Below are 13,526 nucleotides of genomic sequence, written 5' to 3' on the forward strand. Positions count from 1 at the left end.
CGTTTGCGGGGAGGCGTGCGGTTGCTTGCCGGGGCCCCTTTCCAGCAGGTCCGGCAGGTCCGGCAGGTCTAGCGGGTCGCGAACGGTCGGTCCGTGCTGACGATCTCCTTGCCGAAGGGCATCAGCGAGACCGGGATGAGCTTGAAGTTCGCGATGCCCAGCGGGATGCCGATGATGGTGATGCAGAGGGCGATGCCGGTGAAGATGTGGCCGAGTGCGAGCCACCAACCGGCCAGGATCACCCAGAGGACGTTGCCGATGAGGGAGGCGCCTCCGGCGTCGCGGCGCTCGACGACGGTGTAGCCGAAGGGCCAGAGGGCGTAGACGCCGATACGGAACGACGCCAAGCCGAAGGGGATGCCGATGATCGTGATGCAGAGCAGGACTCCCGCGGCCAAGTAGCCGAGGAACATCCAGAATCCGCACAGGACCAGCCATATGACGTTCAGGATTGTCTTCACGGTCGATACCCTGCCATCTGCTCGAGCCTGGCGATGCGTTCAGCCATGGGCGGGTGGGTGGAGAACATCTTCGCCATGCCCTGACCCGGGCGGAACGGATTCGCGATCATCATATGGCTCGCGCTCTCGATCCGCGGTTCGGGCGGGAGCGGAAGCTGCTTCGTCCCGGCGTCGAGCTTGCGGAGGGCTGACGCCAGAGCGAGCGGGTCGCCGGTGAGCTGGGCGCCTGACGCGTCGGCCTCGTACTCACGGGAACGGCTCACGGCGAGCTGGATCACGGAGGCGGCGAGGGGGCCGAGGATCATGACCAGGAGCATCCCGACGAGGCCGGGACCCTCGTCGTCGTCGGACCGGCCGACGGGAATGAGCCACGCGAAATTGACCAGAAACATGACGACGGACGCCAGGGCGCCGGCGACGGAGGAGATGAGGATGTCGCGGTTGTAGACATGGCTCAGCTCATGGCCGAGTACGCCGCGCAGCTCGCGCTCGTCGAGGATCTGGACGATCCCCTCGGTGCAGCACACGGCTGCGTTGCGCGGGTTGCGGCCGGTGGCGAAGGCGTTGGGCGCCTGCGTCGGGGAGATGTAGAGCCGGGGCATGGGCTGGCGGGCCGCCGTGGAGAGCTCGCGGACGATGCGGTAGAGCCGCGGCGCCTCGAATTCGCTGACCGGGCGTGCCCGCATCGCGCGCAGGGCGAGCTTGTCGCTGTTCCAGTACGCGTAGGCGTTGGTGGCGAGCGCGACGAGGAGCGCCACGATCAGGCCGGCCCGTCCGAAGAAGCTGCCGATGACGATGATGAGGGCCGAGAGGCCCCCCAGGAGTACAGCGGTTTTCAGCCCGTTGTGCCGGCGGTGCACGGTACGCCCTCCAAGTGGTGCAGCAGGGGAACCCTTGCTCTGTGGTGCTCCACTCCCCCAGTGGAGCCTCCCGTACTGGTCAACGCGAGGCGGCGGAAGCTAGTTCCCTTGTGCGAGGTGGCCACAGGCACAGGCGAAAAGGGGCGGATCCGGGTGGATCCGCCCCTGAGCCGTACGGGTGGATGTGCGCCTGCGTGCGCCTGCGTGGGGCTGTGTGGCCGGGACAGTGCGCCTGTGTCGGGCCTCTGCGGGCCTGTGCGGGCCTCTGCGGCCGGAGGCCAGGCTGTGCGGCCGGCGCGGCAGCGGGTCAGCGCTGGGCGGGGAGTCCCGCGAGCGCGAGGGCTTCCGCGTCCGGTTCGACCTCGCTGGTGCAGTGGGCGCAGCGGGTGGCGACGGACGGGATCTCGCTGAAGCAGCGGGGGCAGTCGCGGAGGGCGGCCTTGATGTCGGCCTTCTCCTCCTCTTCCTTGGTCGTGAAGCGGTTCTGGACCTTGGCCATGGGGACGACGACCAGGAAGTAGAGGACCGCGGCGGTGATGATGAAGGCGATGGCCGCGCTGATGAAGAGGCCGTAGGGGAAGATCGCGCCGTCGACGGTGAAGGTGGCCTCGGCGAAGTCGCCGGTGCCTCGGGTGACGAGGCCGATCAGCGGCACGATGAACGCGTTGCTGAAGCCCGTGACCACGGCGGTGAAAGCGGCTCCGACGGCGAGGCCGATCGCCATGGAGATGACGTTCCCGCGAAGGATGAAGTCCTTGAACCCGTTCAGCACCGCTCTGGCTCCTCTGTGCTCTTCTGATCTGTTCCTCATGCGTCCAGGCGACGCGTGCACGCATGACCATGCCCTGTGCGCGGCTCCCCGGGCAAGCCGGGCCGAGTCGGTCAGAAGAGGCTGAGGGCGGCGAAACGGAGGATGAGCTGGGGGGCTCCGGAGAGTGTGATTCCGGCTACGGCGGTGAGGGCGATCACCAGGGTGAGCGGGGCGGGGACCCGGTGCTCGGGTGTGGTGGGCGCCTTCCTGGAGGCCGTGTCGGAGGCCTCGGACGCCGGGGCCGTGTCCGGGGTCCTGAAGAGCGCGGCGGTCCACCGAAGGTAGTAGTACAAGGCGATCACCACGTTGACGGCCATGACGACGGCGAGCCAGCCGAGCCCGGCGTCGACGGCCGAGGAGAAGACGGTGACCTTGGCGAAGAGACCGATGATGCCGGGCGGCAGGCCGGCCAGGCAGAGCAGGAAGAAGCCCATGGCGAGCGCGGCCAGGGGGCGGGTGGCGTAGAGGCCGCGGTAGTCGCCGAGCCGGTTGCCCGGGTGGGTGCGGGCGACGAGTGCGGCCACCGCGAAGGCGCCGAGGTTCACGACGGCGTACATGAGCGCGTAGGCCACGGTCGACCCGGCCTGTGCGTCGTCGGCGTACGCGGCGGCGGCGATCGGGACGAGGAGGTAGCCGGCCTGGCCGACGGACGACCAGGCCAGGAGGCGTACGGCGCTGCGGGCGCGGGTGGCGGTCTGCCGGAGCGCGGCGAGGTTGCCGACGGTCATCGTGAGCGCGGCGAGGACCGCCAGGGCGGGTCCCCAGACGTGCGCGTAGGACGGGAAGCCGATCACCGTGACGAGGATGAGGCCGGAGAAGCCGACCGCCTTGCCGACGACCGAGAGATAGGCGGCGACGGGGAGCGGAGCCCCCACGTAGGTGTCCGGGACCCAGAAGTGGAACGGTGCGGCTGCTGTCTTGAAGGCGAAGCCGACGAGGGTGAGGACGACGCCTGTCTCGGCGAGGGTGGAGAACCCGCCCGGTACGTCGTCGAGGCGGCCCGCGATCTCCGTGAGGTGCAGGGTCCCGGTGGTCGCGTAGACGAAGCTGACGCCCAGGAGCATCACGGCGGTGGCGACGACGGATGACAGGAAGAACTTCAGGGCCGCTTCGGAGGAGCGGCGGTCGCCGCGCTTGATGCCGACGAGCGCGAACGCGGGCAGCGAGGCGACTTCGAGGGCGACGACGAGGGTGGCGAGGTCCCGTGCCGCCGGCAGCAGTGCGGCGCCCGCGGCGGAGGACAGCAGCAGGAACCAGAACTCGCCCGCGGGCAGCTTGCGGGTGTCGCCGATCGAGAGCAGCGCGGTCAGCAGGGCTCCGCCGAGCACGAGCGCCTGGATGACGAGGGCGAAGTGGTCGGCGGTGTAGCTGCACGCCTGGGTGGTGCCGGTGAGGCAGAAGGTGGAGCGGTCCCCGGTGTGCAGCGGGATGAGCATGGCGAGCGCGGCGACGAGCCCGACGACCGCCCCGTAGCCGAGGAGGGGCTTGCGGCGTTCGCCGGTGAAGAGGTCGGCGACGAGGACGAGCAGGGCCGTGGCCGCCGCGATGACGGGGGGTGCGATCGCGAGCCAGTCGACGGACTGGACGAGGCTTGCCGCCCCGGTTGCGCTGCCGGCTGCCACGGTCACGACTTGCCTCCTGCGAGGAGCTTCTGCACGGCCGGGTCGGTGAGGCCGAGGAGGACGGCGGGCCAGAGTCCGGCGAGGACGGTCAGGGCGGCGAGCGGGGTCCAGGCGGCGAACTCGTGGCGCTGGATGTCGGCGACCGGGTGCGGCTGTTCACGGTCGCCGACAACCGGGTGCGGCTGCTCACGGTGCTCGCCCATGCAGACGCGGCGTACGACGATCAGCATGTACGCGGCGGTGAGCAGGGTGCCGATGGCGCCGATGGACATGAAGGTGAGGAAGGCGGGGCGGCTGAGCCCTTCGGCCGGGTCGAAGGCGCCGAACAGGGTGAGCATCTCGCCCCAGAATCCGGCGAGGCCGGGAAGTCCCAGCGAGGCGACGGCTGCGAAGGCGAGGAGGCCGCCGAGGCGGGGCGCACGGCCGTAGAGAGCGGCCCCTGTGGCGCCGGACAGGGTGTCGAGGTCCGCGGTGCCGTAGCGGTCCTTGATGGCGCCGACCAGGAAGAACAGCAGGCCGGTGATGAGGCCGTGGGCGATGTTCGCGAAGAGCGCGCCGTTCACACCGGTGGGGGTCATCGTCGCGATGCCGAGGAGCACGAAGCCCATGTGGCCGACGGACGAGTAGGCGATGAGGCGCTTGAGGTCACCCTTGGTGCCGGGGCGGGCGAGGGCCAGGCAGGCAAGGGACCCGTAGATGATCCCGGCGACGGCGAACGCCGCGAGATAGGGCGCGAAGATCCGCATCCCGTCGGGGGCGATCGGGAGCAGGATCCGGACGAAACCGTACGTACCCATCTTCAGCATGACGCCGGCGAGGAGGACCGAGCCGACGGTCGGAGCCGCGGTGTGGGCGTCGGGGAGCCAGCTGTGCAGGGGCCACATCGGAGTCTTCACCGCCAGCCCTATCCCGACCGCCAGTACGGCGATGACCTGCACGGATGTGGTCAGGCCCCGGCCGTTGTCAGTGGCGAGTGCCACCATGTCGAATGTGCCGCTCTTCAGTCCGATGAGGAGCAGCCCCAGCAGCATGATCACGGAACCGAGCAGCGTGTAGAGGATGAACTTCCAGGCGGCGGGCTGTTTCCGGTCGCCGCCCCAGCGGGCGATGAGGAAGTACATCGGGATGAGGACCATCTCGAAGGCCAGGAAGAACAGCATCAGGTCGAGGACGGCGAAGGTCGCGAGGGTGCCGGACTCCAGGACGAGGATCAGGGCGACGAAGGCCTTCGGGGAGGGGCCCGCGGGGAGCTTGAAGTAGCTGTAGAGCGCGCAGAGGAAGGTCAGCAGCGCGGTCAGCACGAGAAGGGGGAGCGAGATGCCGTCGGTGCCGAGGTGGATCCGCACGTCGAGTGCGGGGATCCAGCTGATGTCCGTGGTGGCCTGCATCTTCGACGGGTGGGCGTGGTCGAAGCCCGCGGCCAGGACGAGCGCCGCGAGCAGCACGGCGCCGGTCACGGTCACTCCGTGGCGGAGCACGGCCTGGTCGGGGTTCCTGCCCTTGAGCCCGGGAGGGGCGGGCAGGAGCGCGGCGACCGCGCCGAGGAGCGGGACGACGACGGTGAACGCCAGAAGGAACTGCATCACGGACGCGCTGATATCGAACACGGTTCACGCCCCGGCGTAGACGTTGGCAAAGACGACGGCGGCGATCGCCAGGACAAGGGTTCCGGCGAGCAGCGCGCCGAGGTAGGTCTGCACGTTGCCGGTCTGGGCGCGGCGGATCAGTGTGCCGAGTCCACGGGCGATGCTGCCCGCGCCGCGTACGTAGGTGTCGACGACCTCACGGTCCAGGAAGCGGACGAGCCGTGCGGCGGCCCCCACGGGGCGGACGAACAGCGCCGTGTACAGCGCGTCGAGGTGGAAGCCGGTGACCGCGTGGCGGTGCAGTGGGCCGAGCAGGAGCCTGCCGGGGTCCGAGGGGTCGGGGGCGTCCGCGACCGTGCCGTACGCGGCGGTGTGCGAGGTGATCGCCTCGGCCTCGACCAGCGCGGGCTCGGCCTGGGGGTGGGCGGCGACCGCGCCGACCGGGGGGCGGTCGGCGAGCGCCGTGGTGTGGCGCCATGCCCCGTAGGTGACGAGTCCGCCGACGAGCCCGACGCCGGTGGACAGGACGGCTGTCGTGAGGGAGGGGGTGAGGCTGTGTCCGTCGAACCAGTCGGTGAGGACGCCGGTGGTGAGACCGAAGGCGATGGTGGGGACGGCGAGGACCCAGAGGACGGAGGTCATCGCGGCGGGCTGCCTGCCGTGGTCGGGGGCCTCCGGGCCGCGCCCGCGGAAGGCGAGGAGCCACAGCCGGGTGGCGTAGGCGGCGGTGAGGACCGCGGCGGCGAGTCCGGCGACGAGGACCGTCCAGCCGGCCGCGGCCGGGGCGATGTCGCGGTCCCCCAGGGCGGTGTGCTCGGCGGCGACGAGAACGGCTTCCTTGGAGAAGAAGCCGGCGAACGGAGGGATGGCGGCGAGCGCCAGAAGGGCGACGGTCATCGTCCAGTAGGCGTCGGGGATGCGCTTGGCCAGTCCGCCCATGCGGGACATGGCGGCGAGTGAGTTGGTTCCCGCCGCGTGGATGACGACACCCGCCGCGAGGAAGAGGACGGCCTTGAACGCACCGTGCGACAGGAGGTGGAAGACGGCGGCCCCGCGGTCGCCGACGGCCAGGGCGCCGGACATGTAGCCGAGCTGGCCGATCGTCGAGTAGGCGAGGACGCGCTTGATGTCGTCCTGTGCGAGCGCGGCGAGTCCGGAGCCGACCATCGTGACGGCCGCCATGACGGCGAGGACGACGAGGGCGGCGCCGGAGGCGGCGAAGACGGGGAGGAGCCGGGCCACGAAGTAGATGCCGGCGGCGACCATCGTCGCGGCGTGGATGAGCGCGGATACGGGGGTGGGGCCGGCCATCGCGTCGGGCAGCCAGGTGTGCAGGGGGAACTGCGCGGACTTGCCCGCGACCCCGGCGATGAGCAGCAGGGCGATGAGGGTGGGGTGGTCGAGTCCGCCGTTGGTGACGGCGGCCAGGATCCCGGTGATGCGGAAGGTGCCGGTGTCGGCGGCGAGCGCGAACAGGCCGATGAGGAAGGGCACATCGCCGAGCTTGGTGACGAGGAAGGCCTTGAGGGAGGCCGCGCGGGCCTCGGGGGTCTCCCAGTAGTGGCCGACGAGGAAGTACGAGCAGATGCCCATGATCTCCCAGCCGACCAGGAGCACCATGAGGTCGCCGGAGTAGACGACGAGCAGCATCGCGGAGGTGAAGAGTGAGACGAGTGCCGCGTACGAGGGGTAGCGGGCGTCGTCCTTGAGATAGGCCGTCGAGTAGATCTGCACGCAGGTCGCGACGAGCCCGACGAGTACGGCGACGAGTACGGCGAAGCCGTCCAGGTGCAGGGCGAGGTCGATGGGGACCGAGCCGGTGGGAGTCAGCTGGGTCGCGGCGTCGATGGCCCGGCCGCCGCCCTGGCGTGCGGCGACGACGGCTGCGATGACGGCGGCCGTGAGGGTCGGTAGGACGGCGAGGGGGCGGACGAAGCCGGGCGCGGACCTGCCCAGGAGCAGTCCAGCGGCGGCGCCCAGGAAGGGGAGGAGGGGGACGAGGACGGCGAGGGTCGTGGTGGTCACGGGGTGGCCTCTGCCTTCTTTGCCTTCCCTGCCGGAGCAGTGGCCTGGTCTGCGGGGGTGTCCCGGGCGGCGTCGGTGGCGTCCACACCGCCGGCGTCGAAACCGACGTCACCGGCGTCGGGGAGGCTTTCGGCGTCGTCGGTCTCCGCGGTGTCGCGGAGGCGGTCGACGTCCGAGCTGCCTCGGTTGCGGTACACGGCCAGGACGATCGCGAGGCCGATACCGATCTCGGCCGCGGCGATGGCGATCGTGAAGAGGGTGAGCGCCTGGCCCGCGTGGAGTGCGTCGCGGAGCCAGACGTCGAAGGCGACCAGGTTGAGGTTGACGGCGTTGAGCATGAGCTCGACGGACATCAGGACGAGGATCGCGTTGCGCCGGGCGAGTACCCCGTACAGCCCGATGCAGAAGAGGAGGACGGCGAGGACGGCCGGATAGGCGAGGTGCATCAGTTCGTGTCCTCCCCGTTCGCGGCTGCCGGCTGTTCCTGCCCCTGCTCCTGTCCCGTCGAGTCAGCCTGGCGGCCCTTGCGGGACAGGATGATCGCGCCCACGAGCGCGGCGAGCAGCAGGACGGAGAGCGCCTCGAAGGGGAGCACCCAGTTCCGGAAGAGGAACTCCCCGGAAGCCTTGGTGGATCCCTGGGCGGGGCCGTCCAGATTGATCCAGGTCGTACGGAAGGCGTCCACGACGACCCAGACGAGGGCGGCGGCGGAGGCGACGGAAGCAGCGAGCGCGATCCACCGGTTGCCCGAATCGGCGTCCGGTGAACGGCCGATGGGGGCTCTGGTCAGCATCAGCCCGAAGAGGAGGAGGACCACGATGGAACCGACGTAGATCAGGACCTGCACCCAGGCGATGAACTCGGCCGTGAGGAGCAGGTACTCGACCGCGATTCCGCCCAGCGCCACGACCAGCCAGAGGGCCGCGTGCACGAGTTGCTTGGTCGTGACGGTGATGAGGGCCGCGCCGAGGGTGGCGAGGCCGACCAGGAGAAAGGTGATCTCGACGCCGGTCGGTGAGAGGAAGCCGGGATGACCGGCAGCAGCAGCGAGGGTCACTCCTGGCCCTCCTGTTCCCCGGCCTCCGCGGCTTCAGCTGCTTCGGCGGCTTCCGCGGCCTCTGCGGCTTCCTTGGCCTGGAGCTTGTCGGCCGTCTTGCGGGCGGCGGCGATCTCCTTGGGCTCCTCGGCTCCCGGGTCGAGCGCGGGCGGCTCGGGGACGGTCCACATCCACTCCCGGAGCTTGTCGCGCTCATGGGTGAGCTCGTGGATGTCCGTCTCCGCGTACTCGAACTCGGGCGACCAGAACAGCGCGTCGAAAGGACAGACCTCGATGCAGATACCGCAGTACATGCACAGGGCGAAGTCGATCGCGAAACGGTCCAGGACGTTGCGGCTGCGCTCACGGCCACCGGGGGCGGCCGGGGGCACCGTCTCCTTGTGGGAGTCGATGTAGATGCACCAGTCGGGGCATTCACGGGCGCAGAGCATGCAGACCGTGCAGTTCTCCTCGAACAGTCCGATGACACCCCTGGTGCGGGGCGGCAGTTCGGGCTGGACGTCCGGATACTGCGCGGTGACCGTGCGCTTCGTCATGGTCCGCAGGGTGACGGCGAGACCCTTGGCCAGGCCTGAGCCGGGGATCGGGGGCACTAGTTGATCGCCACCTTCACGATGCCGGTGAGCGCGATCTGCGCGAGAGCGAGGGGGATGAGCGTGGTCCAGGCGAGCTTCTGCAACTGGTCCTCGCGCAGCCGGGGGTAGGTGACCCGGAGCCAGATGACGACGAACGCGAGGACACCGGTCTTGAGCAGGGTCCAGACCCAGCCGAGCCCGTCACCGCCGAGCGGTCCGTGCCATCCGCCGAGGAAGAGGACGGTGGTCAGACCGCACAGGACGACGATCCCGGCGTACTCCGCGAGCAGGAACAGCGCGAACCTGAGGCCGGTGTACTCCGTGTATGCCCCGAAGATGATCTCCGAGTCGGCGACCGGCATGTCGAAGGGCGGGCGCTGGAGTTCGGCGAGTCCCGCCACGAAGAAGACCAGGGCGCCGACGATCTGCCACGGCAGCCACCACCACTCGAAGGCGTCGAGGATGCCGGGCAGCGAGACAGTGCCGGCCGCCATGGCCACGGAGGCGGCGGCGAGCAGCATCGGCAGTTCGTAGGCGAGGAGTTGCGCTGCGGTGCGGAGGCCGCCGAGGAGGGAGAACTTGTTGGCCGATGCCCAGCCCGCCATCAGCGAGCCGAGCACGCCGACGCCCATGACGGCCAGCACGAAGAAGATGCCGGCGTCGATGACCTGGCCGACCGCGCCTTCGCCGGGTCCGATCGGGATGGCGACGATCACGAGGAGGTACGGGAGCAGGGCGACGGCGGGTGCCAGCTGGAAGATGCGGCGGTCCGCCTCGGCGGGTACGACGTCTTCCTTCTGCGCGAACTTCACCCCGTCCGCGACGAGCTGGGCCCAGCCGTGGAAGCCGCCCGCGTACATGGGGCCCAGGCGGCCCTGCATATGGGCCATCACCTTGTGTTCGGCCTGTCCCACGACGAGCGGGAGCACCATGAACACGGCGAAGACGATGACGAGGCGGAGGGCGACGTCGAGTACGTCGTTCACGCGGTATCGCCTCCGGCGGGGGTGTCGGTGTCCGGGGTGTCGGTGGCGGGGCTGTCGGTGGCAGGGGTGTCGGTGGCAGGAGTGTCGCCGCGCGGGGCCTCTTGCTTTTTGCCGGGTTCGGCGGGGGTTTCCTCGGATGCCGGGCGCGGCTCGTGCCACGGTGCGTCCGGCTGCGGGGCCGCCGGCGGCTGCTGGCTCGCCGAGCCCTGGGAGGCGCTGCGGGCGCGACGCGGGCGCGACGGTTCCTGCGCCGGCGGAGTGCCCTCGGCAGGCGGGGTCGCCTCGCTCGCGCTGCGGGACCGGCGCACCGGGCGGTCGCCCGCCGCGCGCGCTCCCCTGGCCGGGCGCGCCGGCGCGGGCGGGAGCTGCCCCTTGAGCGGCCCCCATTCGTTGGGGTCGGGCACCCCTGGCGGCAGCATGGTGCGCCTCTTGGGCCCACCGTGTTCGGACTCGCCCGGCTCCTTCGCGCCCGGCCAGGCCTTGGCGACCCTGGCCGCCAGGACGAAGTCCTTGCGCAGCGGGTGGCCCTCGAAGCTCTCGGGCAGCAGCAGCGGCACCAGATGGGGGTGGTCCTCGAAGCCGATCCCGAACATCTCGTGCGTCTCGCGCTCGTGCCACGCGGCGCCCGCGTAGACACCGACGGCCGTGGGCAGGGTGGCCGCGTCGTGCGGGACGGTCGTACGCACCAGCAGGCGCCGGACCCTGCCGCCGCCGACGGCCGCGACATGGGCGCAGACGCGGAAGCCGGTACCAGGTTCGTCGACGGCGCTCAGCCAGTCGAAGTAGGTGCAGGCCAGCTCGTCGCGTGCCGTCCGGAGGGCGGCGGTCCAGGAGCCGGCGGGGACGTCGACCGTCAGCAGGTCGTACGCGTACGCGGCGGTGGCCTCATCGCCGAACAGGTCGGTGACCGCGTCGGGCAGCCGGTCGTACGCCTCCGAGGCGGACGCGGAGGTGGGGGCCGGGGCGGAGTCCGGAGAGGTCACTTCGTCTCCTCCGCCGGTGCCGGGCCCTTCGGGGCGTTCGGGTCCTCAGGAGCGTTCGGCGCCTCGATGAGACCGCTGCGCAGCGCGGCGGCCGAGGGCCGGGCCGTGTCCTGCGTGCTGTAGCGCTCGGCGAGCGATTCGCGGGCGATCTTCTCCTGGAGCTTGAGGATGCCCTGGAGGAGCGCCTCGGGCCGGGGCGGGCAGCCCGGCACGTAGACATCGACGGGGATGATCTGGTCGACGCCCTTGGTCACGGAGTACGAATCCCAGTACGGCCCGCCGCAGTTGGAGCAGGCGCCGAAGGAGATGACGTACTTCGGCTCGGGCATCTGCTCGTAGAGCCGCTTCACCGCCGGGGCCATCTTGTCCGTCACCGTGCCGGACACGACCATCAGGTCGGCCTGCCGTGGGCCGGGCGCGAAGGGGATGACGCCCAGCCGGATGAAGTCGTGCCGCGCCATGGAGGCGGCGATGAACTCGATGGCGCAGCAGGCGAGTCCGAAGTTGAAGACCCAGAGGCTGTAGCGGCGGCCCCAGTTGAGGACCACCTTCATCGGTTCGGGCGCGAGCCGGGACAGCACGCCGAGCTTCTTCGGCTCGGGCAGCGTCGTCGGGTCGGGCAGTGACACGGGGGGTTCCGGGTTCGGCCGGCTCGTCACGCCCATGCGAGGACGCCCTTCTTCCATGCGTAGAGCAGTCCCACGGCCAGGAAACCGAGGAAGATGAACATCTCCACCAGCGTCGTCGCCCCGTATCCGGGGGCCGCGAACACCGTCGCCCACGGGAACAGGAAGATCGAGTCGACGGCGAAGATCACGTACAGGAAGGCGTACACGTAATAGCGAACCTGGGTGTGGGCCCAGCCCTCGCCCACGGGGTCGACACCGCACTCGTACGTGAGGAGTTTCTCCGGCGTCGGGACCACGGGCCTGAGCAGCTTGCCGCCCCCGAAGGCGACGGCGACGAAGAGCACGCCGACCAGGGCGAGCAGTCCGACCACGGAGTAGCTCTGGAAGTAGTCCGACGCGAGAACGTTCGGATCCGGCACGTCCGCCACGTCCGCCCCTCGCTCCCTCAACCTGTTCGACGGTCTGTACGCACGGGAGTCTAGGCCCTGTTAAAGAGACCGTAAGCAGCCCCGTCGCGGAACAGGTGGGGCAGGAGGCGACAGGGGAGCCGCGACCCGGGGGACGCAAGGTCGTGACGCGCGGGGCACGCGAGGCCGTCACGCGCAGTGGACGCAAGGTGGGGTTATCCCTACCCGGCCTCACCCACGAACCCCATGGCGTGGGCGGGCCCGGCCCGGCACGCTGGGTGTATGACCATGAGCCCCTCCCTGCCGGACCCCGACCGGCCGCCGCCTCCGCGCTTCGCCTTCGACCGGTGGACGTGGAAGGAGATCGCGTTTCTCCTCGCCAATCTCCCGATGGCGATCGTCGGGTTCGTGTACACGGTGGTCCTGGTCTCCGTGGGCGCCGCACTCTCCATCACCGTGATCGGGCTGCCGCTGCTCGCACTGGGGCTGCAAGGTGCGCGCGGACTCGGCCGGGCCGAGCGCGGCCGGGCGCGGAAGCTGCTCGGGGTGCGGATCGAGGAGCCGAGCCCCATGCCGCGCGGCCGCCGGGGCCAGGGGTTCTTCAGCTGGCTGTGGTCGGGGCTGAAGGACCCGGTGGGCTGGCGGGCATTGCTGTACGCGTTCATCCGGCTGCCGTGGGGCGTGGCGACGTTCGCCGTGGCCCTGGTGAGCCTGTTCGTCCTCTGGCCCGTGCTGCCCTATCTCGCGCGCGGGCTGGCGAACGTGGACCGGGCCATGGTGCGGGGGCTGCTCCCGCCCTCCGACGAACTGGAGCACAGGATCGCCGAGCTGGAGTCGGACCGTGGTGTGGTCGTGGACACGGCCGCCGCCGACCTGCGCCGTATCGAACGCGACCTCCACGACGGCGCGCAGGCCCGCCTCGTCGCCCTCGCGATGGGGCTGGGGCTGGCCAAGGAGAAGCTCACCGACGATCCCGAAGCCGCGGCCCGCATGGTCGACGAGGCACACGGCGAGGTCAAGGTCGCCCTCCAGGAACTCCGCGACCTCGCACGCGGCATCCACCCCGCCGTCCTCACCGACCGAGGCCTGGACGCCGCACTCTCCGCCATCGCCTCCCGCTGCACCGTCCCCGTCGACGTGACCGTGCAGCTGTCCGGCCGGCCGGCCGAGGCCATCGAGGGCATCGCCTACTTCACGGTCTCCGAACTCCTCCAGAACGTCAGCAAGCACAGCCGCGCCAGGTCGGCGTCGGTCGACGTATGGCGGTCGGGCGAGCGGCTCATGCTCCAGGTCATGGACAACGGGGTGGGCGGCGCGCGGCTCGACGGCGGTACGGGCATGGCGGGGCTGGCGGAACGACTGGACGCGGTCGACGGGCTGTTCGTCCTGGACTCCCCCGAGGGCGGCCCCACCACGGTCACCGCGGAGCTGCCCTGGCGTGACCGCCTGCCCGCCGGAACCGGGGCAGGCGCCGAACGGGCCGGTGCGGCATGACACGACCACGCGCCCGGCCGATGTCCGCGG

Annotated in this window: 14 protein-coding genes; 1 reads left to right on the forward strand and 13 read right to left on the reverse strand. The window is 70.6% G+C overall.

Going from position 1 to position 13,526, the window contains the following annotated elements; all coding sequences use genetic code 11:
* Nucleotides 1-68: 68 nt before the first annotated feature.
* The 13 genes from OG623_RS13865 to OG623_RS13925 form a co-directional block, all read right to left on the reverse strand.
* Nucleotides 69-461, reverse strand: coding sequence for a YccF domain-containing protein (locus OG623_RS13865; RefSeq protein WP_406146678.1), 393 nt, complete (start codon nucleotides 459-461; stop codon nucleotides 69-71).
* Nucleotides 458-1,321 (reverse strand): zinc metalloprotease HtpX, encoded by an 864-nt coding sequence (gene htpX / locus OG623_RS13870; protein ID WP_406146680.1) that lies wholly within the window; start codon nucleotides 1,319-1,321, stop codon nucleotides 458-460. The genes OG623_RS13865 and htpX overlap by 4 nt, the downstream gene beginning before the upstream one ends.
* A 307-nt stretch (nucleotides 1,322-1,628) precedes the next feature.
* Entirely contained in the window at nucleotides 1,629-2,093 is a 465-nt protein-coding gene (mscL, locus tag OG623_RS13875) for a large conductance mechanosensitive channel protein MscL (RefSeq protein WP_406146682.1), read from the reverse strand.
* 110 nt (nucleotides 2,094-2,203) lie between these two features.
* Complete coding sequence (locus tag OG623_RS13880) at nucleotides 2,204-3,760, reverse strand: NADH-quinone oxidoreductase subunit N (RefSeq protein WP_406146684.1); 1,557 nt, start codon at nucleotides 3,758-3,760, stop codon at nucleotides 2,204-2,206.
* Nucleotides 3,757-5,337 carry a NuoM family protein gene (locus tag OG623_RS13885; RefSeq protein ID WP_406151811.1) on the reverse strand — a complete coding sequence of 527 codons (1,581 nt, stop codon included), beginning with the start codon at nucleotides 5,335-5,337 and terminating at the stop codon, nucleotides 3,757-3,759. The genes OG623_RS13880 and OG623_RS13885 overlap by 4 nt, the downstream gene beginning before the upstream one ends.
* Before the next feature lie 27 nt (nucleotides 5,338-5,364).
* On the reverse strand, nucleotides 5,365-7,365 hold the full coding sequence (locus OG623_RS13890) for an NADH-quinone oxidoreductase subunit L (protein WP_406146686.1): 2,001 nt from the start codon (nucleotides 7,363-7,365) through the stop codon (nucleotides 5,365-5,367).
* Nucleotides 7,362-7,811, reverse strand: coding sequence for an NADH-quinone oxidoreductase subunit NuoK (gene nuoK / locus OG623_RS13895; protein ID WP_406146688.1), 450 nt, complete (start codon nucleotides 7,809-7,811; stop codon nucleotides 7,362-7,364). The genes OG623_RS13890 and nuoK overlap by 4 nt, the downstream gene beginning before the upstream one ends.
* The gene (locus tag OG623_RS13900) at nucleotides 7,811-8,422 is read right to left on the reverse strand and encodes an NADH-quinone oxidoreductase subunit J (protein WP_406146689.1); all 612 of its coding nucleotides are present in this window, start codon (nucleotides 8,420-8,422) and stop codon (nucleotides 7,811-7,813) included. Before OG623_RS13900 ends, nuoK begins: the two co-directional genes overlap by 1 nt.
* Complete coding sequence (locus tag OG623_RS13905) at nucleotides 8,419-9,015, reverse strand: NuoI/complex I 23 kDa subunit family protein (RefSeq protein WP_406146691.1); 597 nt, start codon at nucleotides 9,013-9,015, stop codon at nucleotides 8,419-8,421. The genes OG623_RS13900 and OG623_RS13905 overlap by 4 nt, the downstream gene beginning before the upstream one ends.
* Complete coding sequence (locus OG623_RS13910) at nucleotides 9,015-9,983, reverse strand: NADH-quinone oxidoreductase subunit H (protein ID WP_406146693.1); 969 nt, start codon at nucleotides 9,981-9,983, stop codon at nucleotides 9,015-9,017. The genes OG623_RS13905 and OG623_RS13910 overlap by 1 nt, the downstream gene beginning before the upstream one ends.
* Nucleotides 9,980-10,966: an NADH-quinone oxidoreductase subunit C gene (locus OG623_RS13915; RefSeq protein WP_406146695.1), complete on the reverse strand. Its 987-nt coding sequence runs from the start codon at nucleotides 10,964-10,966 to the stop codon at nucleotides 9,980-9,982. Before OG623_RS13915 ends, OG623_RS13910 begins: the two co-directional genes overlap by 4 nt.
* Nucleotides 10,963-11,631 (reverse strand): NADH-quinone oxidoreductase subunit B, encoded by a 669-nt coding sequence (locus tag OG623_RS13920; RefSeq protein WP_406146696.1) that lies wholly within the window; start codon nucleotides 11,629-11,631, stop codon nucleotides 10,963-10,965. Before OG623_RS13920 ends, OG623_RS13915 begins: the two co-directional genes overlap by 4 nt.
* Nucleotides 11,622-12,023: an NADH-quinone oxidoreductase subunit A gene (locus tag OG623_RS13925; RefSeq protein ID WP_406146697.1), complete on the reverse strand. Its 402-nt coding sequence runs from the start codon at nucleotides 12,021-12,023 to the stop codon at nucleotides 11,622-11,624. The genes OG623_RS13920 and OG623_RS13925 overlap by 10 nt, the downstream gene beginning before the upstream one ends.
* Before the next feature lie 261 nt (nucleotides 12,024-12,284).
* Between OG623_RS13925 and OG623_RS13930 the strand changes: the two genes are divergently transcribed.
* Complete coding sequence (locus tag OG623_RS13930) at nucleotides 12,285-13,496, forward strand: sensor histidine kinase (RefSeq protein ID WP_406146699.1); 1,212 nt, start codon at nucleotides 12,285-12,287, stop codon at nucleotides 13,494-13,496.
* Nucleotides 13,497-13,526 lie beyond the last annotated feature (30 nt).

Source organism: Streptomyces sp. NBC_01012 (assembly GCF_045162755.1).
GTDB lineage: Bacteria > Actinomycetota > Actinomycetes > Streptomycetales > Streptomycetaceae > Streptomyces.